The organism is Flavobacterium sp. ENC (assembly GCF_020991415.1).
GTDB lineage: Bacteria > Bacteroidota > Bacteroidia > Flavobacteriales > Flavobacteriaceae > Flavobacterium.
Window position 1 is genome coordinate 1,124,067 of record NZ_JAJMOY010000001.1, and the last position, 21,604, is coordinate 1,145,670.

The 21,604-nt window shown below is 36.8% G+C and carries 22 protein-coding genes and 1 tRNA gene; 18 read left to right on the forward strand and 5 right to left on the reverse strand.

The genetic code is table 11. The annotated features are described in order from the left end of the window. Nucleotides 1-7: 7 nt before the first annotated feature. The gene (locus LPB89_RS04625) at nucleotides 8-445 is read left to right on the forward strand and encodes a GNAT family N-acetyltransferase (RefSeq protein ID WP_230700472.1); all 438 of its coding nucleotides are present in this window, start codon (nucleotides 8-10) and stop codon (nucleotides 443-445) included. Nucleotides 446-647: 202 nt separating this feature from the next. Here the strand turns inward: LPB89_RS04625 and LPB89_RS04630 are convergent, their stop codons facing one another. Next, nucleotides 648-2,009, reverse strand: coding sequence for a hydroxymethylglutaryl-CoA synthase family protein (locus LPB89_RS04630; RefSeq protein ID WP_230700473.1), 1,362 nt, complete (start codon nucleotides 2,007-2,009; stop codon nucleotides 648-650). A gap of 321 nt (nucleotides 2,010-2,330) precedes the next feature. Between LPB89_RS04630 and LPB89_RS04635 the strand changes: the two genes are divergently transcribed. Genes LPB89_RS04635 through LPB89_RS04650 form a run of 4 tightly spaced genes read left to right on the forward strand, consistent with a single transcriptional unit; the run spans nucleotide 2,331 to nucleotide 6,201 of the window. Continuing rightward, the gene (locus LPB89_RS04635; protein WP_127339082.1) at nucleotides 2,331-2,996 is read left to right on the forward strand and encodes a succinate dehydrogenase cytochrome b subunit; all 666 of its coding nucleotides are present in this window, start codon (nucleotides 2,331-2,333) and stop codon (nucleotides 2,994-2,996) included. Between the two features lie 11 nt (nucleotides 2,997-3,007). Next, nucleotides 3,008-5,008 carry a fumarate reductase/succinate dehydrogenase flavoprotein subunit gene (locus tag LPB89_RS04640; protein WP_230700474.1) on the forward strand — a complete coding sequence of 667 codons (2,001 nt, stop codon included), beginning with the start codon at nucleotides 3,008-3,010 and terminating at the stop codon, nucleotides 5,006-5,008. Nucleotides 5,009-5,028: 20 nt separating this feature from the next. Then, nucleotides 5,029-5,406, forward strand: coding sequence for a four helix bundle protein (locus LPB89_RS04645; RefSeq protein WP_230700475.1), 378 nt, complete (start codon nucleotides 5,029-5,031; stop codon nucleotides 5,404-5,406). A gap of 48 nt (nucleotides 5,407-5,454) precedes the next feature. Continuing rightward, nucleotides 5,455-6,201, forward strand: a complete 747-nt coding sequence (locus LPB89_RS04650) for a succinate dehydrogenase/fumarate reductase iron-sulfur subunit (RefSeq protein WP_154340540.1) — start codon at nucleotides 5,455-5,457, stop codon at nucleotides 6,199-6,201. 16 nt (nucleotides 6,202-6,217) lie between these two features. On the opposite strand, the gene LPB89_RS04655 is transcribed toward LPB89_RS04650, so the two are convergent. Continuing rightward, entirely contained in the window at nucleotides 6,218-6,523 is a 306-nt protein-coding gene (locus tag LPB89_RS04655; protein WP_255667667.1) for a family 20 glycosylhydrolase, read from the reverse strand. Then, nucleotides 6,486-6,584, reverse strand: a complete 99-nt coding sequence (locus LPB89_RS22020) for a hypothetical protein (protein ID WP_370635462.1) — start codon at nucleotides 6,582-6,584, stop codon at nucleotides 6,486-6,488. The genes LPB89_RS04655 and LPB89_RS22020 overlap by 38 nt, the downstream gene beginning before the upstream one ends. A 744-nt stretch (nucleotides 6,585-7,328) precedes the next feature. Here LPB89_RS22020 and LPB89_RS04660 point away from each other — a divergent pair. Both LPB89_RS04660 and LPB89_RS04665 read left to right on the forward strand, forming a co-directional pair. Beyond that, nucleotides 7,329-8,105 (forward strand): DeoR/GlpR family DNA-binding transcription regulator, encoded by a 777-nt coding sequence (locus LPB89_RS04660; protein ID WP_230700476.1) that lies wholly within the window; start codon nucleotides 7,329-7,331, stop codon nucleotides 8,103-8,105. A 494-nt stretch (nucleotides 8,106-8,599) separates the two neighbouring features. Continuing rightward, entirely contained in the window at nucleotides 8,600-9,367 is a 768-nt protein-coding gene (locus LPB89_RS04665; RefSeq protein ID WP_230700477.1) for a nitrilase family protein, read from the forward strand. Here the strand turns inward: LPB89_RS04665 and LPB89_RS04670 are convergent. Next, nucleotides 9,364-11,052, reverse strand: a complete 1,689-nt coding sequence (locus tag LPB89_RS04670; RefSeq protein WP_230700478.1) for an Ig-like domain-containing protein — start codon at nucleotides 11,050-11,052, stop codon at nucleotides 9,364-9,366. The genes LPB89_RS04665 and LPB89_RS04670 overlap by 4 nt on opposite strands. A 170-nt stretch (nucleotides 11,053-11,222) precedes the next feature. Here LPB89_RS04670 and LPB89_RS04675 point away from each other — a divergent pair, with 170 nt between their 5' ends. From LPB89_RS04675 to LPB89_RS04695, 5 genes are all read left to right on the forward strand, one after another. Next, nucleotides 11,223-12,227, forward strand: a complete 1,005-nt coding sequence (locus LPB89_RS04675) for a hypothetical protein (RefSeq protein ID WP_230700479.1) — start codon at nucleotides 11,223-11,225, stop codon at nucleotides 12,225-12,227. Next, nucleotides 12,187-14,544 (forward strand): hypothetical protein, encoded by a 2,358-nt coding sequence (locus tag LPB89_RS04680; protein WP_230700480.1) that lies wholly within the window; start codon nucleotides 12,187-12,189, stop codon nucleotides 14,542-14,544. Before LPB89_RS04675 ends, LPB89_RS04680 begins: the two co-directional genes overlap by 41 nt. Nucleotides 14,545-14,563: 19 nt before the next feature. Next, on the forward strand, nucleotides 14,564-14,968 hold the full coding sequence (gene mce / locus LPB89_RS04685) for a methylmalonyl-CoA epimerase (protein WP_230700481.1): 405 nt from the start codon (nucleotides 14,564-14,566) through the stop codon (nucleotides 14,966-14,968). Between the two features lie 148 nt (nucleotides 14,969-15,116). Then, nucleotides 15,117-15,190: transfer RNA gene (locus tag LPB89_RS04690), tRNA-Ile, on the forward strand. Nucleotides 15,191-15,583: 393 nt separating this feature from the next. Next, nucleotides 15,584-15,820: a hypothetical protein gene (locus tag LPB89_RS04695; protein ID WP_230700482.1), complete on the forward strand. Its 237-nt coding sequence runs from the start codon at nucleotides 15,584-15,586 to the stop codon at nucleotides 15,818-15,820. Nucleotides 15,821-15,854: 34 nt separating this feature from the next. Here LPB89_RS04695 and LPB89_RS04700 read toward each other — a convergent pair whose 3' ends face one another. Beyond that, entirely contained in the window at nucleotides 15,855-16,445 is a 591-nt protein-coding gene (locus tag LPB89_RS04700) for a riboflavin synthase (RefSeq protein ID WP_230700484.1), read from the reverse strand. A 57-nt stretch (nucleotides 16,446-16,502) separates the two neighbouring features. Between LPB89_RS04700 and pdxA the strand changes: the two genes are divergently transcribed. The 6 genes from pdxA to accC all read left to right on the forward strand — a co-directional run bounded on the left by pdxA (nucleotide 16,503) and on the right by accC (nucleotide 21,546). Further along, nucleotides 16,503-17,552 carry a 4-hydroxythreonine-4-phosphate dehydrogenase PdxA gene (pdxA, locus tag LPB89_RS04705; protein ID WP_230700486.1) on the forward strand — a complete coding sequence of 350 codons (1,050 nt, stop codon included), beginning with the start codon at nucleotides 16,503-16,505 and terminating at the stop codon, nucleotides 17,550-17,552. Between the two features lie 106 nt (nucleotides 17,553-17,658). Further along, nucleotides 17,659-18,201, forward strand: a complete 543-nt coding sequence (locus LPB89_RS04710) for a DUF177 domain-containing protein (protein WP_230700488.1) — start codon at nucleotides 17,659-17,661, stop codon at nucleotides 18,199-18,201. A gap of 9 nt (nucleotides 18,202-18,210) precedes the next feature. After that, nucleotides 18,211-18,405: a 50S ribosomal protein L32 gene (gene rpmF / locus LPB89_RS04715; protein ID WP_007137315.1), complete on the forward strand. Its 195-nt coding sequence runs from the start codon at nucleotides 18,211-18,213 to the stop codon at nucleotides 18,403-18,405. Between the two features lie 173 nt (nucleotides 18,406-18,578). After that, on the forward strand, nucleotides 18,579-19,577 hold the full coding sequence (locus tag LPB89_RS04720; protein ID WP_230700489.1) for a beta-ketoacyl-ACP synthase III: 999 nt from the start codon (nucleotides 18,579-18,581) through the stop codon (nucleotides 19,575-19,577). A 22-nt stretch (nucleotides 19,578-19,599) separates the two neighbouring features. Beyond that, a complete protein-coding gene (accB, locus tag LPB89_RS04725) occupies nucleotides 19,600-20,088 on the forward strand; it encodes an acetyl-CoA carboxylase biotin carboxyl carrier protein (RefSeq protein WP_127339108.1) in 489 nt (162 codons plus the stop codon). 111 nt (nucleotides 20,089-20,199) lie between these two features. Beyond that, nucleotides 20,200-21,546: an acetyl-CoA carboxylase biotin carboxylase subunit gene (accC, locus tag LPB89_RS04730; RefSeq protein ID WP_127339109.1), complete on the forward strand. Its 1,347-nt coding sequence runs from the start codon at nucleotides 20,200-20,202 to the stop codon at nucleotides 21,544-21,546. Nucleotides 21,547-21,604: the final 58 nt, after the last annotated feature.

A 21,604-nucleotide genomic window follows, 5' to 3' on the forward strand; every position in this document is an offset into this window, starting at 1 on the left:
CAAGATTATGAAATCAAAAATAAAAATCAGAAAAGTCGAAAAGCAGGATCTAGATTTTGTGTACAAGTCAATTTGTGAACTTGAAAATGAAGAATTAGATTTTGAAATCTTTGCGGCAATATTCAATGAAAATATTGCTAGCCCTAAGAATGTTTATCTGATCGCTGAAAACGAAAACGAAGGGGCGGGATTTATTAGTTTTCATACGCAGCATCTTCTGCATCATTGCGGTTTGGTTGGTGAAATTCAGGAGTTTTTTATTGATCAAAAATACCGTGGTCAGGGCGTTGGACGTTTGCTAATTAATGAAATAAAAAATTTTGCAGAACAAAATAATTTGAAAAGCATAGAAGTAACCACGAACCGAAGAAGAGTAGAAAATGTCCTGATTTATGAAAACCTTGGTTTTACTTTAAGCCATAATAAGTTTACGATTTATAAATGATGTAAGGAGAAACAGTTGCAAAAGTCTTTGCGAGAAACGAAGCAATCTCACTTTTTTACACTGGTTGCTCTTGCTATTGTGGTTGCTTCGTTCCTCGCAATGACCAAAATTGAGCTTAAAAAAACCTTTGTCAAAGTTCAAAACTTTAACAAAGGTTAATCGTATTGAATTGGAATTTGTAATTTCAAAAAATTGGAATTTCTCAATCAATCCATTTATAATATCTAGCCCCGATCAAATTAGGGATTTCTTTTTCGATTCGGTCTAAAACCCATTCGTTTTTAGGCGTTCGGATGCTTTGTTTTTGTTCTTTTTTGTGAAGGCTTTCGTAAGTTGTAAAATCAATTTCAACACTTTCTTCGAGATTTTCAAAAAGCTTGGTTTTGGCTAAAGCCACTTGCCATTCCGGTTGAATGGTTCCTTCAAAAACTTTTGATTTCGATCCGCTTCCGTAGGCCAGAAATCCGAATTTTTTTCCGGCAACTTCTGTTTTTGTATCGTAATAATGCGCCAGAGTCGACAACAATCCCATGAAAATGGAACCTGTATAAAGATTTCCAATTAAAGAGGAAGCCAGTTCTGCAGGCTGTAATTTTTCGGTTACAAACTTTTTATATTCGTCTGATTTTCCAACTTCCTTGATTTTAGTCTGATAATCTGCCGGTTCGATATTGTCTGAAATAATTTTATCGGCATGGTCTAAAGCATAAATTTCAGACAACATTCGGCGTCCCTGAAACGAATAGGGAAGGTGCATGATAATGCTGTTCCAGGAATTGTATAAAGTTTCGGTAGTGTTTTTTAGTTTTTTGAAAGAGAAGTAAGCCGATCTGGTACGATCCATATAACACTGATTCGAGTACTGACCGTCGAAAACCGGCTGGTCCTTATGAATTTCGATTTCGGCTTCAAGGTTATCAAACCACGGATCGTTGTTTTCGTTTTGTGTTATCGCTTCTTTTGCGATAGTCCTGTAGGGTTTGAAAAAATCGAAAACCCCTTTGGTACTGGTAGCCCAATTTTCATCAAAAGCAATAATTCGTGGGTTCGAAGTTACTAACATGGCTAATGCTCCGGCGCCCTGTGTGTATTCTCCGGTGGAGTTTAAGTCGTATTTTGCAAAATCGGTTGTCACGACAATTGCTTTTTTAGATGGATTTAGTTTTACAAAATCAATACAATTTTGCAAAGCGTCCACTCCGCCAATACAGGCAAACGTAAAGTCGACAACGTCACATTCGGCTAAAGTATCCTCGCCAAATTTTTGTTCCATCAGGCTGATTAAGAAAGAGCTAATGGGTTTAGAACTGTCAATGCCGCTTTCGGTTCCGACATAAATCCGACTGATTTCGTTTGGGTTTATTTGATTCTCGGTAATTAGTCTGGTTAAAGCATTGGCTCCAAAAACCACCGCGTCCTGATGTACATCGGGTAAAGTCATCTTAATTAGTCCGAGACCTTTTTCTAATTTTTCAGGTTCAATATTTCTGGCGGTTGCCAAAGTTTTTATGGGTAGATGTATGTTGGCTACGTCAAAAGAAATAGCGTCAATTCCTGTTTTCATTCTGATTTTTTTTGAAGCCGATAAAGGTAAAATTATGCTGCTGAAATTTCCCTGTTTTTGATCAATAAAATTCAGGATGGGGTTACTTTTGAGGAAAAGAACCTAAAAAGCGGCAAAAAATAGCAATTTGGTAATTATATAAAAGTCAGGATTACGTTAAAATGACCTGATAAAAATATCTATTTTCTTGTTTTTAAATAATTTGCAATAAAGTCACGGAAACCTCTTTAAAATCATTATAAATAACAACGAAATGGTTGTAGTTCATGTCTAATTGCTTTATTTTTGTCTAATTTTTTAAAACAAACTACTTAAACACTTATGGCACAATCTGCACAGTTGAATGCTTCCATCTTAAAGAAAGTGGCTATGGCTCTTTCGGGAATATTCTTAATCACGTTTTTAGCGCTGCATGTTTCCTTAAATTTCATTTCTATTATTAGTGAAGATGTTTTTAACGAAGCTTCTCACTTTATGGGTTACAATCCGCTAATTCAATATGTAATGCAACCAGTTTTGGCAATTGGGGTAATTTTCCATTTCGTTATGGGATTTGTTCTTACTGCTCAGAACAGCGCTGCAAGACCAATTTCGTATGCAAAATACAACGGTGCTGCAAATGCATCATGGAGTTCCAGAAATATGATTATTTCCGGATTGGTTATTTTAGCTTTCTTAGGATTGCATTTTTATGACTTTTGGTTTCCGGAAGTTGCGTATAAATACGTAAACGGAACTGCACCTGATGCGACAAGATATTATGGAGAGTTAGTGCATAAGTTTCATGATCCGATCCGAACTGGATTGTATTGTATTTCTTTTGTGTTATTAGGATTTCACCTTTGGCACGGATTCGGTTCGTCTCTTCAGTCAATGGGGATGCACAATAAATATTCCAGATTTTTAAGTAAAGTGGGTTACGGTTTTGCAGTTGTAGTACCGGCACTTTTCGTAATTATCGCATTATTTCATCATTTCAATAATTAATATAAATTATAATGGCATTAGATTCAAAAATTCCACACGGCCCAATATCGGACAAATGGACAGATTATAAAGATCATATTAATTTAGTAAACCCTGCAAACAAACGTAATTTAGATATTATCATTGTTGGTACAGGTTTGGCTGGAGGTTCAGCTGCGGCTACTTTGGCTGAGCAGGGATATAACGTAAAAGCTTTCTGCTTTCAGGATTCACCAAGACGTGCGCACTCTATTGCCGCACAAGGTGGTATCAATGCAGCAAAAAATTATAAAGGTGACGGTGACTCCGTTTACAGATTGTTCTACGATACTGTAAAAGGGGGTGACTACCGTGCACGTGAAGCAAACGTTCACCGTTTAGCTGAAGTTTCTGCTAATATTATTGACCAGTGTGTGGCTCAGGGAGTGCCATTGGCTCGTGAATATGGCGGATTATTAGATAACCGTTCTTTTGGAGGAACTTTGGTTTCCCGTACATTTTACGCACAAGGACAAACCGGACAACAATTATTGTTAGGAGCCTATTCTGCAATGAACCGTCAGATTGGTCGTGGAAAAGTAAAAATGTACAACCGTCACGAAATGTTAGACCTTGTTATCGTGAATGGAAAAGCGAGAGGTATCATCGCCCGTAACTTAGTTACAGGAGAAATCGAAAGACACTCTGCTCACGCCGTAGTTATTGGTTCAGGAGGATACGGAAACGTATTTTTCCTTTCTACAAATGCGATGGGAAGTAACGCAACAGCAGCCTGGAAAATTCATAAAAAAGGAGCGTTTTTCGCAAATCCTTGTTATACACAAATCCACCCAACCTGTATTCCGGTTTCAGGAGATCATCAGTCAAAACTGACTTTGATGTCTGAATCATTACGTAATGACGGTCGTATCTGGGTTCCTGCAAAATTAGAAGATGCTCAGGCAATTCGCGAAGGAAAGAAAAAAGCAACTGATTTATCGGAAGCGGAGAGAGATTATTTCTTAGAAAGAAGATATCCTGCTTTTGGTAACTTAGTACCTCGTGACGTAGCGTCCCGTGCTGCAAAAGAAAGATGTGATGCCGGTTTTGGAGTTAATAAAACGGGTGAAGCTGTTTACCTGGATTTTGCTGCAGCAATTAAACGTTACGGAACCGAAGAAGCTTTCGTAAAAGGTTTAGATGCTAATGATGCTGCTTTGGTAACGAAATTAGGAGCTGAAATCGTGAAAAGTAAATACGGAAACTTATTCCAGATGTATTACAAAATCGTTGACGAAGATCCTTATACAACACCAATGATGATTTACCCTGCGGTTCACTACACTATGGGTGGAACCTGGGTTGATTATAACTTAATGACTACCATTCCCGGATGTTTCTCTATTGGAGAATCTAACTTCTCTGATCACGGAGCAAACAGACTTGGAGCTTCTGCCCTGATGCAAGGTTTAGCTGATGGATATTTCGTATTACCTTATACTATCGGGGATTATTTGGCTCCGGATATTAAAATGGGAGAGATTTCTACAGACTTGCCGGAATTCGTGGAAGCAGAGAAAAATGTAAAAGATCAGATCGACAGATTTATCAATAATAAAGGAACTCATTCTGTAGATTATTTCCACAAGAAATTAGGGAAAATTATGTGGGATAAAGTAGGGATGGCCCGTAATGCTAAAGGTTTGACTGAAGCTATCGAAGAAATTGCCGCTTTACGTGAAGAGTTTTATAAAGATGTAAAAGTGCCTGGAAGCGCTAACGAATTTAATCAGGAATTAGAGAAAGCGACACGTGTTGCCGATTTTTTAGAGTTAGGAGAATTGTTCGCGAAAGATGCATTACACCGTAATGAGTCTTGTGGAGGTCACTTCCGTGAAGAATACCAAACTGAAGAAGGAGAAGCACTTCGTGATGACGAAAACTTTGCATATGTTGCAGCCTGGGAATACAAAGGAAAACCAAGTGATGCCGTATTACACAAAGAACCTCTGGTTTACGAAAACATTAAATTAGTTCAAAGAAGCTACAAGTAAAAAGTTAAGAGTTAAGGGTTATGAGTTCATTAAAGTCGTTCGAAGATTTAGAGTGTTGGAAAGCGGCACGTGAATTAAGAATCTTTGTTTCTCAAAATATTCTTCCGAAATTTCCAATTGACGAAAAATATGCCTTAACGAGCCAGCTTAAAAGATCTTCGAGATCTGTTAGTGATAATATAGCCGAAGGATTTGGTAGATATCATTATCAAGAAAATATCCAATTTTGCAGAATTGCACGAGGTTCATTAAGTGAATCATTAAATCAGGTAATTACAGCTATAGATGAGAGATATATTGAAGATAGTTTGTTGCAACAATTTAGAGAGAAGTTCGAAAGAACTAAAGCAATATTAAATGGATACATAAATTATTTAGCTAGGACGAAAATGGAGTAGGAAATCCCTATAACTTTTAACTCTTAACTTATAACCCATAACAGAATTATGAAACTTACATTAAAAATATGGCGTCAGAAAAACGCCCAGGATAAAGGAGGAATCGTTGATTACCCAATTGACGGAATCGAACCAGATATGTCTTTCCTTGAAATGCTTGACGTTCTTAACGAACAATTGATCAATAAAGGAGAAGAGCCGGTAGCATTTGACCATGATTGCCGCGAAGGAATCTGCGGAATGTGTTCTTTATTCATCAACGGAGAAGCACACGGACCAGACAGAGGAGTTACCACTTGTCAGTTACACATGCGTATGTTTAAAGATGGTGATACGATTTTTATCGAGCCATTCAGAGCAAAAGCTTTCCCGGTAATTAAGGATTTAGTGGTTGACAGAAGTTCATTTGACAGAATTCAGCACGCAGGAGGATTTATCTCTGTAAATACTTCAGGTAATACAATTGATGCCAATACAATTCCAATTAACAAACACGATGCAGATAAATCATTTGATGCTGCTGCCTGTATTGGTTGTGGAGCATGTGTTGCAACGTGTAAAAACTCATCAGCAATGTTATTCGTTGCTGCAAAAGTATCACAGTATGCTTTGTTACCACAAGGGAAAATAGAAGCAGTTGACCGTGTTTTAAACATGGTGCACCAAATGGATGCTGAAGGTTTTGGTAACTGTACCAACACAGGAGCTTGTGAAGTAGAATGCCCTAAAGGAATTTCTCTTGAAAATATCGCACGTATGAATCGCGAGTATTTGTCTGCAAGCTTAAAAGGATAAGTAATACCATTTAGTTTTAAATAGAAAAAGCATCAGCGCAGGCTGATGCTTTTTTATGTTTTACTCGTAATACAATTGCGAAGCCTTTATTTCCTGTTTTTCTTTTCCCTTCCTGTTGTATAAAAACAATCCGGAAAGCACGATAAATTAGGTAAGCAGTAACGGCTGCAATCACATGACAGGGCATTTCGATTTCAGGAATGATGTTTACATAATGTGCTTCGGCAAATTTAACAACCTCCTTAATTTCTTCCTGAGTATAATAACCACCGAATGGATTTCCGTCAAAAAAATAAGGGGAATCTTTCCAATTTATTTCCAACCAAAGTCTGCGCTCTTTCAGAACCGACCCCAGTTAATTTTGGATACTTTTTGATCTCAATTCTCCAGCCTGATCTTCTGTTAAATGCTAATAGAAATTATTTTATTTATAGCTGGAAATTTTTGTGATAAATTTTTTTATAACATCGATGGTAAAAAGTTAGGGCAAACATTCAGGTGAAATCCCCGGTAAGCGTTTCGTGGCGGGTCTTCAACGGTTATACAGGACAATTTTGTTTCATGATTTACAAGTTTATTCGGCAGCAGCTGCAGTAAACTTTGCAGAGCATAAAATAATTCGTCTTCGGTTACCTGTGGCAATGATTTTTTGGAAGTAATATTTATTTTATAAGCTTTCTTACTGAATGAGAACGAAGGTTTTTAGCAATAAACAACACTTCGACAGCAGCTTTTCGTTAAGTAGATTTCCCTTAACAGCATCTTCAAAATTTTTTGCTGTTCTGAGTTCGGCGGTACTGAATTTATTATTTTCAAAAACAACTTTGATCTTTCCGTTGAGACGAATACTGTCGCCCGCAGCCTATAGAAATTCGGAGTCGGAATTATAGTAGTATTGTCCAGAACAGCCTTGTGCATTTCCGATGCAATAACAAAAGAGTAAAAAAAGTATAAAGCTTTCTTTCGTGGTTTATTTTGGTTGTTTTCTGCAAAAAATATGCAAAACGTGATTCGGTTTAAATGTCTTTAAAATAGGGTAATTAACTTTTTTATTTCTCCATGCTCTATTTTGTTCCGCAATAATATTGCATTTATTGTTACATTTGTTTCAATACAATTGAATTTGCATGAATAATGATAATGAAATAGTTAATTACACTAAGGAAGAACGTAAAAATCATATTTTAAAAGAGATTAATCTGCACACCCGTGTCAGTTTTGAAACGCTCTCTGCGAAATTATTTGTTTCAGAAGATACGATACGACGTGATATTAATGAACTTGAATCAGAATCATTATTGATTAAGGTTAAAGGCGGCGCGATGACAAAAGCGTATCACCATTCTTCTTCCAATCAAACGTATGCAGGCGAATCGAAACAGGTGATTGCGCAAAAAACGTTAGGTTTACTTCATGATGGTATGGTTTTGTTGATTGGCGGGGGAACAACCATCAGGGAGTTCATACGCCTGATTCCAAATGATTTGAATCTTACTATTTTTACTGTCACTGTTCTTTCTGCGGTGGAACTTCTGGATAAACCGAATGTCAAAATCATTATGATTGGCGGAAGCATTTCATCTTACAGCCAAATGTGCGTGAGCGGTGATGTCTACAATCAGTTGGCCAACATTAAAGTTGACCTGCTGCTCTTAGGAACTAGTGCATTAGATATCGAAGGTGGTTTTTCAGATTCTGACTGGGATACCGTTCAGGTAAAAAAAGCAATGATTCAGGCTTCCGAAAAAACGGCTATTCTGACTATTTCCGAAAAACTCGATACCGTTTTAAAAATGAAAATTGCCAGTTTATCCGAGGTCGATTATGTGGTTACCGAAGTTAGTCCGGATCACGAAAAATTGCAATCGTATAAGAAGGCAGTTCCAAGTTTAGTGTTTCTCTAATTCCAGTTTTTCATTAAAAAATTAATCCAGTTCTGATGAAAGATATTTTTTAAATCTTCATCAGAATCCCCGTTGTTTTTAAAAATCAGCATCAATTTCTGTAAATCGGCAATTTTATCTAATCATACGGGCCTTGTTCTGTATCAAAAGCACCATCAAGATCGAACCAAGCATCCAGGCATCTAAAGTTCCGTCAATTTTGGTGAATCCGACTCCGTTTTTCAATTCCCGGTAAGTTTAATTGGGTATTATCAATAAGTAGATCATTGACCACTACATCGGCTGGTTGTTTCCGTTTAGGGAGCCATTTCCACGAATGATCAGTCTGATCAATACGTTTGGTCCTGGTTGCCGTGCTGCTCACGTTAACACCAAGTGCCGATTTTTAAATTCCAAAAGAAGTCTTGTTTTTGAATGCATTTTGAGAATTTTTTGTACAAAGTGTTTTATAACTAAAAAAATAATTTTTGGCTGAAAATTCGTATTTTTGAGCTATGAAAATTGCACTTATACAATCTGATCTTTATTGGGAAGATGCTTCCACAAATAGAAAAAACTTCGAATCGAAAATAAATCAAATCGATTCAGGGGTGAATCTGGTCGTGCTTCCTGAGATGTTTTCCTCCGGTTTTACCATGAATGCCAGCGAAGTAGCCGAAACCATGCAGGGAGAAACCGTGCTCTGGATGCAGTCTTTGGCAAAACAGAAGCAGTTCGCCCTAGTGGGAAGTTTGATTATTGCGGAAGAAGGGAAGTATTACAACCGGATGCTGTTCGTTTTTCCAAATGGAGAAATACAACAATATGACAAACGTCATTTGTTTTCACTGGCCGGAGAACATAAGTATTATGAAGCCGGAACTCAGAAAGTAATCGTAGAATATTTAGACTGGAAAATCTGTCTTCAGATTTGTTATGATTTGAGATTTCCTGTTTTTGCACGAAATACAGAGAATTATGACCTGCTTTTATACGTTGCCAACTGGCCCAAAGTCCGCACCAATGCCTGGGACGCTCTGCTGAAAGCACGCGCCATTGAAAACCTGAGTTATGTAGTTGCGGTAAACAGGGTCGGACTGGATGCTAACAATTACGAACATATTGGTCATTCGCAGGCAATTGATTTCCTTGGGAATCCGGTTTTGGATCCCCAGGAAAATGAAGGTGTTTTTATTGTTGAAATTGATAAGGATCCAATGTTGGAAACCCGTAAGAAACTGGATTTTCTAAGTGACAGGGATCAGTTTGAAATTAGGATCTAAAAAGCTTTTCTCTTTTTTGCTTCCTCTTTTTTCTTTTTTTCATCCAGTTTTTTCTCGACTTCCGGACTGAAAGGAATGCTTAAATCAACCGTTTCATTTCGGTCCCAGTTGGCACGGACATCAAATTCCTGTTGATAGTAATAGACTTCCTCGGCAAGTCTTTTTTCAAGATAACTTCCGGGATCATACATTTTGTTTTTGTTATCATCGTAAATGATACGAATTGTAAACGCATTAGGCTCTACCAGATTGAATTCGATTTTGGTTTCGCCTTCGGAATACGCTTCCGCCAATACAATATCTCCCTTTTTATTCGTCAGTTCTACGATTATAGGAAAGCGTTTTACATTTTTTAAATTCAATATCAAATTCCCGTAATCGGCCAGTTCTTTTGTCGTGAGCTTATACGATAAGGTGTCGTTTGCCTTTTCGTAAAAATCGGTTAAAGCACCCGGAAAAAAGGTAAAGTGGTATTTCTCCAAAGGCTCTTTTTTGAAATCAACATATAGTTTCTGGTCAAATTCATCATACTCCGTTGTAAAATCTACCGCCACGGAATCTTTATTTACTAATTTGATTTTAGATTTATCAAATTTCACCAAAGGGGTTTCGGTTTCTAAAGTAAACCGGTCCCTGAAATTGATCACTCCGTTTTGTACCGCCTTTATATTTAAGCTGTCTTTTTTCTGGTCTTTAATTTTAAAACTAAACCTTTTCTTGTAACTGTCTTTGTCTACTTCCAAAGACAAGGAGTCTGCTTTTAGGGGTTTATACCAGATCTGCAAAGAATCTTTCTTCGGGAATTGTGTTACAATAGTCTCGAGGATTTCGGTATTGTTCTTCAGGACGATCTTTGGTTTCGAATTCTTGAAGTTTTGTTTTCCTTCATACGGCAGCAACAATCTGTTTCCGGAAGCCTGTATGGGTTTGAAGGTTTTTAACGGAAGTGTTTCCTTGAATAATTCTACCTCATATACTGTGTCGTTTGGCACGGTGATGTAGCTTTTAAGAAATCCGATCTTATCATCCTTCGGATTGAATTTATTGTTGCTTCCTTTGTCCTTTAAGGCCAGTAAAAGATATTTTCCGGCTTTTAAATTTTCAAATCTAAAAGTTCTCATACTGTCTAACGTATTCGTGATATACCTCGGGTTTTCTTTGTAAATAACCGAATCTTTAAATTTGTCATTTACTTCATAAAGCATTACAGACACAAAATTGTCTACGTTTTTTTCGTAAGCATCTTTGATTTTTCCGTTAAGGGTAAGCGAATCGATATAAGATCCGGTCGAGAAAACATATTTGAACTGGTTGTAGGCGTTTCCTTCGTTATTGTCTGTAATACCCTGCCCAAAATTCAGGCTGTAGGTAGTGTTGGGCTGTAAGGTGTCTCTAAGCTTGATGGTGATGAATCTGCTCACATTGGTGGGTGTGATCAGTGGCTCATATTTCATTGGAGGTGAAATAATCAGCTGTTTGTTTATGTTTTTAAGCTTTATGTATTCATCAAAAGTCAAAGTGATTTCATTTCCTTTAAAGTCAGTACTAAGATTTTTTGGGGAGCTGGATATCAGAACAGGAGCAAGGGTATCTTTCAGTCCGCCGGTAATACTGCCTCTCTTAGCACAGCTTATCATTGATAGTACCAATAAAAAGGAAATATATTTCAGTGTGTTTTTCAACATAACAGGTTTTGAATTTTATTCCACAAAATAACAATTATATTTGCTTTAATAGAAATTTTTTATGCCTTTATTAGTATTTGCGGTTTTTATCTCGTGTTGTTTCTTTAGATATAGATTCCGAAATGCGTTATAATTTCTTACTTTTGGTTTTGTTTTTAATTTAACTGGTTTTGAAAAAGAATATTTTAATGGGTTTGGTGTTTTTTTTACTGCTGTCCTGCAGTAGAAAAGAAGAGCCGGTTATATCTTTTTATTATTGGAAGACCCTTTTTAAATTATCCCAGACAGAAAAAGAAGTTTTAGAAGATAACCATGTTCGTAAGCTGTATATTCGTTATTTCGATATTGGTTTGCATCCACATACGCAGCAGCCCATTCCGATTTCCCCCATTCGTTTTCAGGAAAGTGTGCAGCGTTTTACGGTAGTTCCGGTAGTTTTTATCAAAAATAAAGTCATGTTAGAACCGAATCTCGATATTGATGATCTGGCTGAAAAAACATTTCGCCTGATTGCCGAAATCAATAAAGAGAACAACATTGGCTGTCAGGAAATCCAGATCGATTGCGACTGGACGCTTGCGAGTAAAGACAACTATCTGAAGTTTATTGAAAAATTTAAAAAACGTTCACAGAAAAAACTTTCCGCTACAATCCGGTTGCATCAGGTCAAATATTTTAAAAAGACAAAAATTCCCAATGTCGATTCCGGAGTTTTGATGTATTATAATATGGGCTCAATTGCCCCTGATTCGCTCAACTCGGTGTACGATCCCAAAATCGCAGCACGATATCTGAAGAGTTTAAAAAAATATCCGCTGCCGCTTGATTTTGCTTTGCCTGTATATTCGTGGGGAGTGCACATCAGAAATCAGAAGGTGATTGGCCTGCGTTCCAAAATGAATATTGAGGCGCTTACGAAAGATAAAAATTTTGAACAAACCAGTGCCGTGTTTTTTAAGGTGAAACATTCCAATTATAAAAACGGGGTATTTTACGAAGAAAACGACCTGCTGAAAATTGAAGCAATTGCGGCAGAAGATTTAAAACAAATGGCGGAAGAGCTGAAAGAGCATACTGCGCAGCCTCCGAAAGAAATTATATTTTACGATTTAGACGAATTCAATTTAAAAAACTATGAAAAGAATATTTTTGAACAGGTTATTTCTTGTTTCTAGTGCCTCCTTGCTTTTTGTATACGGAATAATCTATGCCTGTGGAGGCGGAGACGATTGGGATTACTTTGGTTATAATTCGAATTTTACGCCGGAAACATTCGCAGACAAATCCTATACGCCACTTTTTTTATCAGGCGATATCTTTTACGGGATTGGTTTTGATACTCAGCATAATTCCCGTTTTAATGAGGATATACAAGCAGACTGGGAAACCTACCTGAAGGGAAAAGCAAATCCGGCAACGATAAGCTATTTCCTGATTGGCCCAGATAAACCAGCCTCATATGAAGACAGGGACAAACCTCTGGAAAACAAACCCGAAATAGAACAGCTTCATGTTTTTTATAAAACCAAAAAAGAAAATAAGGCTTCGCTGAAGTGGGGGAAAAAAATCAGCCTGAAAGACGATAAAATTAAAAGTTTTATTGAATTTCTCTATCTGGCACAAAAAATAGAAACCGTTTCTTTAGGCGGTGATTACTGGAGCTATGATCCTGTGGTGGCAAAAACATTCGATGATCAGAAGATGATTCAGTCTATTGAAAATGTTTATAATACCACCTCAGATCCTTTTCTGAAAAACAGGTATTGGTTTCTGACCGTAAAGGCACGATTTTACAGTAATGACAAGCAAAAGGCCATTTTGTTTTTTAATAAAACGGAAGCTTCGGTTGCTAAGAACACCTTGTATTACAGGGCACTTTCCTATGTGGCGGGAATCAATTACAAGCAAAAGAAATATGCAGTTTCAAACTACTTATATGCACAGGTGTTTGATAAATGCCCGGAAATGAGAGTGGTGACCGCATACAGTTTTCATCCGCAAAACGATGCTGACTGGAATAAATCGTTGGCAATGGCCAAGAATAGTAAAGAAAAAGCCGCACTTTGGGCCATTCACGGTTATTATAAAGATGAGAGACAAGCCATAGAGAAGATTTACGAATTAGATCCAAAAAGTGAACACTTGAATTATCTGGTCACGCGACTGGTTAATAAACAAGAGCAGAACCTGAATAATTCTTTTCAGCTCAAGGCCGAAGAGAATGTTCCGGTGAAACAGCAGACCGTTGCGGAGAATAAATCGGAAAACCAGGCGAAACTGGATAAAAGTGCTTTCGATTTAATTTCGAAAATTGCAACTGCCGGAAACACCGAAAGACCTTACCTGTGGGATTTGGTTCTGGGTTACCTGCAAACCTTAAAAGGAGATTTTGCCAATGCAGATAAAAATTTCGATAAAGCTGAAAAAACACTTCCTAAAACTGAACTGGCAGGTTATCAGTTGCGATTGCTTCGTTTTATCAATAATCTGAGTAAAATTGATAAGCTCAACGATAAAAACGAAAAGACAATTATAGCTGATTTGAACTGGTTGTACTATGAACTTCCAAAAACCTATAAGGAACAGGAATTTCGTTACCAGAACGCCGTTTCCTGGAGCAGGAATTTCTTGTCTGCCCTTTATAAAGAAAAAGGAAATCCTGTGATGGCTGAGATATTTGGGGAATCCCGTTACAGCTACTGGAATGACGGAAATGCTTTTTATGATAATGAAAAGGTGCTGCTGGATATGAAAGCTTTTCTGGCTAAGACTAATAAAACTGAAATCGAAAAAATCGGAGCTGGAGTGTATAGCCTGAAATTAAAAGATATAAATAATTTTCAGGCTGTTCAGGCAACTTTCAAAAATAAAATCCCGGAAGCAATTGCTTTTATGCAGCAGACCGATTCTGTTCAGTACAATCAGTTTTTAGGAAATCCGTTTAACGGAAGCATAAAAGATTGTCACGATTGTGATCATGTGGCATATCAGAAAAAGAAATATTCTCAAATGGACTTTTTAACGACCATAAAGTCCATGCAGGATAAACTTGCTCAGAAAGAAGAGGTGTATACCAACAGTCTGCTGCTGGGAAATGCTTTTTATAACATTACCCATTTTGGTAACGGCAGAACGTTTTATGAAATAAGTATCGTGGGGTATGGTTCAAGTCCGTATACGTTCAGGGACTCGATGAAAAAGATGATCACCAACTGCGACATTCCTAAAATGTATTACCAAAAAGCACTGGAGGCTGCAACGACAAAAGAACAAAAGGCGAAATGCATTTATATGATAGCGAAATGCGAACGCAATGACTATTATAATAAAAAATACAACGGTTTGAAAAATTGGTGGGAAGCAGATGACGATAAGATCAATTTTATTGCGTGGAACGGTTTTAAAACGCTCAAAAAGGAGTATTCGGATACCAAATATTATCAGGACGTAATTGCGGAATGCGGTTATTTTAATACGTATGTGAGTCAGTAATTCTAATTGAATGTAAAAAATGGTAAATAAAATAGAACATATCGGAATTGCAGTTAAAAATATGGACGATGCCAATGTACTGTTCGAAAAATTATTGGGCGTTCCGTCGTACAAAATGGAATCGGTCGAAAGCGAAGGGGTTTTGACTTCCTTCTTTCAGACAGGAACCAATAAAATTGAGCTTCTGATGGCCACTCATCCCGAAAGTCCCATTGCGAAATTTTTAGAGAAAAAAGGAGAAGGAATTCATCACATCGCTTTTGATGTGGAAGACATTCAGGCCGAGATTGCGCGCCTTAAAATCGAAGGTTTTGTACTGATAAATGAAGTTCCTAAAAAGGGTGCCGATAACAAACTGGTTGTTTTTTTGCATCCAAAGCATACAAATGGGGTTTTAGTAGAGCTTTGTCAGGAAATTAAATAAAAAAAAATACTTTTTTTCGCATTAAATAATGTGTTGAAAATCAATTGGGTTTTTGAAAATAGCCTGTGTTATTTGAAATTAAATATAAATCATACTGTAAAATATTTGCAGTGAATAAAAAATAGTAGTAATATTGCATCCTCAAACCGGTCCTATAGCTCAGCTGGTTAGAGCACCTGACTCATAATCAGGTGGTCCCTGGTTCGAGCCCAGGTGGGACCACAAGTCAATTCTTAAAAAAGCCTTATAAACATTTGTTTGTAAGGCTTTTTTTATTGGGGTAAAATGTAGGAAAAATTATTGATGCTTTTTTTAATACTGCTCTTTTACTTCTCAATTGAATTTTTAAAACCGGATTAAATTTTCATTAAATTTGCGCAAAGCGTTATCTTTTTTTGAAACCAAATAAGTAAAATTGCCGTATGTTTAACTAATACGATTTCGTAAAAGTGTTTTGTTTTAAAATTTCATTTTTTTTGGTTTAAAACTTGCATTTGATTGAAAATCTTATACATTTGTCAAGAATTTGAGCTTAAAACGTTGTTTTTGTGAGAATTGTAATAAGAAAAATAATTTTAATAATATACTATACTGTTTTTCAGTAGATTGAAAATTATGAAGATATCAAAAACTATTTTTTTTGGGTTTTTTGTAACCTTGATTAGTGTTTCAAGTGTTATGGCAGCGAATAATCCTCCTAAGCCAATGGCTAAAACAGCAGCAGGGGCGGGACCTGTAAAACCTCCTAGTGTTCCTATTGACCAGGGGCTGATCCTTTTGGTAATGGCAGCATTATTATTCGGTACGTATACTTTATACCAATATAATTTACAAAGAAAAGCTTCAGTGTAAACTGAAGCTTTTCTTTTTTTGGCAGCATTTGTAACTATTTGTTTATAGAATAGAGTCTGGAAATGTATTTTCCTACGACATCAAATTCTAAATTAATTTTAGTTCCAATTGTGAAATTTTTAAAATTGGTGTTCTCAAAAGTGTAAGGGATTATGGACACGCTAAATTCATTTGTTTTCGAATTTACGACCGTAAGGCTAACACCATTTACGGTAATAGATCCTTTTTCTATAGTAATATTATTCAAATTTTGGTCGTATTCAAAAGTGTAATTCCAGCTTCCGTTGGCTTCCTGAATATTGACACAGGTTCCGGTCTGATCTACGTGACCCTGTACAATATGTCCGTCAAGACGGTCTCCGAGTTTCATCCCTCTTTCCAGATTTACGATATCATTTACTTTCCAGTCGCCTATATTGGTTTTCAGGATTGTTTCGTCTATTGCAGTTACGGTATAAAAGTTGTCTTTTATAGCGACGACTGTCAGGCAGATTCCGTTATGTGAGACGCTTTGGTCAATCTTTAATTCATGGGTGAAAGAAGATTCAACGGTGACATGAAGGTTGCTTTGCTCTTTTTGTATTTCGTGAATCCTTCCTAGGGTTTCTATAATTCCTGTGAACATTGTTGTTTTATTTTACTAAATTTGCATATCAAAATTAGTAATAAATAAACTGAGCACATGAATAAAAAAGCAGAAAATATTATTGTTGGAATTTCAATAGGAGATTTAAACGGTATTGGAAGCGAAGTTATACTGAAAACATTCGAAGATTCCCGCATGTTAGAACTGTGTACTCCGGTTATTTTTGCAAATGCCAAAATACTTTCTTTCGTAAAAAAAAGTGTGACCTCTACAATACAGTTTCACGGAGTTGATAAATTAGATCAGGTTATACCCGGAAAAGTCAATGTCCTTAATCTTTGGAAAGAAGGTGTTGATATTAACTTCGGAGTTAATGATGTGAAAATTGGAGAGTATGCCATAAAATCTTTTGTGGCTGCAACAAAAGCTTTAAAAGAGGGACAGATTGATGTTCTGGTGACGGCTCCCATCAATAAGTATAATATCCAGTCGGACGAATTCAAATTTCCGGGACATACGGATTATTTAGACAAAGAGCTGGAAGGAAATGCGCTTATGATGATGGTTCAGGATAATCTAAGGGTTGGTTTGTTAACAGATCACGTGCCTCTGAATGAAGTTTCGGCACATTTGACAGAAGAATTAATTACAAGAAAAATAGAAACCGTAAGAAAGTCCTTAATAGAGGATTTTAGTATCGTAAAACCAAAAATTGCTGTTTTAGGATTAAATCCGCATGCAGGAGATGGTGGCGTAATCGGTAAAGAAGATGATTTGGTTTTAAAGCCTGTCCTGAAAAAAATATTTGAAAAAGGAACCATGGTTTTCGGGCCATTTCCGGCAGATGGCTTTTTTGGAAGCGGTCAATACGAAAAATATGACGCTATTGTGGCCACTTATCACGATCAGGGACTTATTCCTTTTAAAACGTTATCCTTTGGGAAAGGAGTGAATTATACAGCAGGTCTGAACAGGGTCAGAACTTCGCCGGATCACGGTACAGCCTTTGATATTGCTGGGAAAGACGTAGCAGATTACAATTCATTTAAAGAAGCAGTTTATCTGGCAATTGATATTTTTCGCTCTCGTAATCAGTATGAGGAGATTAGTCAAAAACCACTTAAAATAAAAGAAAAACAGTTATAAACAAAAAAAGGTGAATAAGATTATTAGTTTTATAATAATTTTATATCTTTGCACCCCAATTCAGGTATCTGAGTTTTAGATAGCGATTGGACAAATTGATGTTGAAATGAGCAAAACAAAAGAATTTTTAATTCCTTTCGTAGGGTTAAAACTAGGAAAACACCATTTTGAGTATCAAATAAGTAACGCGTTCTTTGAGAACTTTGATTACGACGAATTTCAAAGTTCGGATATCAAAGTGAGTCTGGTTTTAGATAAGAAAAGCAACATGATGGAGTTGGATTTCAAACATAAAGGAACAGTAAATGTGCCTTGTGATCTGACAGGTGAAGAGTTTGATCTTCCTATAAAAGGGAAAATGAAACTAATCGTTCGCTTCGGGGATGAATTCAATAATGATAATGAAGAGTTGCTGATTTTACCGCACGGAGAGCATGAAATAGATGTAGCACAGTACATTTATGAAATGATTGCACTTTCGGTACCGCTAAAACGGGTTCATCCAGGAGTAAAAGACGGAAGTTTGCAAACCGAAGCCTTGACAAAACTGAAAGAACTAACAGTAAAAGAACAAAAAGAAGAGAGTAAACAAGAAGAAGATATTGACCCGCGTTGGGACAAATTAAAAAAACTATTAACGGATAAATAATATAGTAAAATGGCACATCCTAAGAGAAAAATCTCGAAAACAAGAAGAGATAAGAGAAGAACACATTATAAAGCTACTGTAGCTCAAATCGCTACATGTCCTATTACTGGAGAAGCACATTTATACCACAGAGCTTACTGGCATGAAGGTAAAATGTATTACAGAGGGCAAGTTGTTATCGATAAATCTGTAGCGGTTGCTTAATACGTTTTTGTAAATAATACTGGAACTCTCACATAGTGAGAGTTTTTTTTGTTGGTTATAACTTTCGTTTTTTAAGAAAACAGATACAAATTTCGCTTTGTTTTTTTTTGTAATTTTCAAGTCTTTTAAAAATTTTTCAAATAGGAGTATTTGAAAGGAAATAATAGAATATAATGAATACAATCACAGCCGCAATTACCGCTGTTGGAGCTTATGTTCCTGACTTTGTGCTTTCAAACAAAGTATTGGAAACAATGGTTGATACCAATGACGAGTGGATTACCACACGTACCGGAATAAAAGAAAGAAGAATTCTTAAAGATGCTGATAAAGGAACATCATTTCTGGCCATAAAAGCAGCACAAGATTTAATAGCAAAAGCTAATATTGATCCTTTAGAGATTGATATGATTATCATGGCAACAGCTACTGCAGATATGCCGGTAGCCTCTACAGGAGTTTATGTTGCAACAGAAATTGGAGCTACAAATGCATTTGCATACGATTTACAGGCTGCATGTTCAAGTTTTTTATACGGTATGTCTACCGCTGCAGCTTACATACAATCGGGACGATATAAAAAAGTACTTTTAATTGGTGCCGATAAAATGTCTTCTATTGTTGATTATACTGACAGGGCAACCTGTATTATTTTTGGTGACGGAGCGGGAGCCGTTTTATTCGAACCAAATTATGAAGGTTTAGGTTTACAGGATGAATATTTGAGAAGTGATGGTGTAGGACGTGATTTTCTGAAAATCGCTGCCGGCGGTTCTCTAAACCCAACTACATTAGAAACGGTTCAGAACAAACAGCACAATATCATTCAGGACGGAAAAACCGTTTTTAAATACGCAGTAACGAATATGGCAGATGCCAGCGAATTGATTCTGAAAAGAAACAATCTGACGAATGAAGATGTGAACTGGTTAGTGCCGCATCAGGCAAACAAACGTATTATTGATGCCACTGCAAGCAGAATGGAACTGGAAGATTCTAAAGTATTAATGAATATCGAAAGATATGGTAATACAACTTCAGCGACATTGCCGTTAGTGTTAAGCGACTTTGAACACTTATTCAAAAAAGGAGATAATGTTATTTTCGCCGCTTTTGGTGGGGGATTCACTTGGGGATCTATTTACCTGAAATGGGCTTACGATAAAAAATAAATTAAACTAAAAACGAATCATTATGGATTTAAAAGAAATTCAAAACCTAATCAAATTTGTTGCAAATTCGGGAGTTGCAGAAGTGAAGTTGGAAATGGATGATGTAAAAATCACTATCAGAACAACATTGGAAACAAATGTAACAGAAGCTACTTACGTGCAACAATTACCTGCTCAGCCTGCCTTGCAGCAAGCGGTTGCCCCTCAGCAAACAGCTCCGGTTGTTGTAAACGTTAACACTGAAACACCAGCTGCGGCAGAGGATTCTAAATACATAACTATAAAATCTCCGATTATCGGAACTTTTTATAGAAAACCGTCTCCGGACAAACCCGTTTTCACTGAAGTGGGAAGCACTATTTCGAAAGGTGATGTGCTGTGTGTAATTGAAGCGATGAAATTATTCAACGAAATCGAATCAGAAGTTTCAGGTAAAATTGTAAAAATTCTTGTTGACGATATGTCTCCTGTAGAATTTGACCAGCCTTTATTCTTAGTTGATCCATCATAAATAAATTTAGATTTTAGATTTTAGATTTTAGATTGATTTGGCAGAATTAAGTTTGTCGGGCATCTAAAATTATCTAATTATCAAATTGTCTAATTATCTAATTAAAGTAAGATGTTTAAAAAAATATTAATTGCGAATAGAGGAGAAATTGCACTTCGTGTAATTCGTACATGTAAAGAGATGGGAATTAAAACTGTAGCAGTTTACTCTACAGCCGATGCAGAAAGTCTACATGTTAAGTTTGCTGACGAAGCGGTTTGTATTGGACCTCCTCCAAGTAACTTATCGTATTTGAAAATGTCAAATATTATTGCTGCTGCAGAAATTACAAATGCAGACGCAATTCACCCGGGATATGGATTTCTTTCTGAGAACGCTAAATTCTCAAAAATTTGTCAGGAACACGGAATCAAATTTATTGGTGCCGCTCCTGAAATGATCGATAAAATGGGAGATAAAGCTTCTGCTAAAGCAACAATGAAAGCGGCAGGAGTTCCATGTGTACCAGGTTCAGACGGATTGTTGGAATCTTTCGAACAAACACAAAAATTAGCCAAAGAATTCGGTTACCCGGTGATGCTTAAAGCTACTGCCGGTGGTGGTGGGAAAGGAATGCGTGCTGTCTGGAAAGAAGAAGAGCTTTTAAAAGCCTGGGAAAGCGCCCGTCAGGAAGCTTCCGCAGCATTCGGAAATGACGGAATGTACATGGAGAAACTAATTGAAGAACCACGCCATATCGAAATTCAGGTAGTTGGGGATTCTTATGGAAAAGCATGTCACCTTTCTGAAAGAGATTGCTCGGTACAACGCCGTCACCAAAAACTTACCGAAGAAACACCTTCCCCTTTCATGACCGACGAATTGCGTACTGCAATGGGAGCAGCAGCGGTAAAAGCAGCTGAGTTCATTAAATACGAAGGAGCCGGAACTGTAGAATTTTTGGTGGACAAACACAGAAATTTCTATTTCATGGAAATGAATACCCGTATTCAGGTAGAGCACCCTATTACAGAACAGGTTATTGATTATGATCTGATCCGTGAGCAGATTATGGTAGCAGCAGGAATTCCAATTTCAGGAAAAAACTACTTGCCGGAATTACACGCTATCGAATGTCGTATTAATGCTGAAGATCCTTATAACGATTTTCGCCCTTCACCAGGAAAAATTACTACGCTTCATATGCCGGGAGGCCACGGGGTACGTTTAGATACTCACGTTTATTCAGGTTATACAATTCCGCCAAATTACGATTCGATGATTGCCAAGTTAATTACAACAGCGCAATCCCGTGAAGAAGCGATTAGCAAAATGCGAAGAGCTTTGGATGAATTCGTTATCGAAGGTGTGAAAACTACAATACCTTTCCACAGACAATTAATGGATGATCCGAGATATATTGCAGGAGATTATACTACTGCATTTATGGATACTTTTAAAATGAATCCAATAGAATAAACAAAAGGCTGTCAATTTTGACAGCCTTTTTTCGTTTACGGCCTACTTAATAAACCCG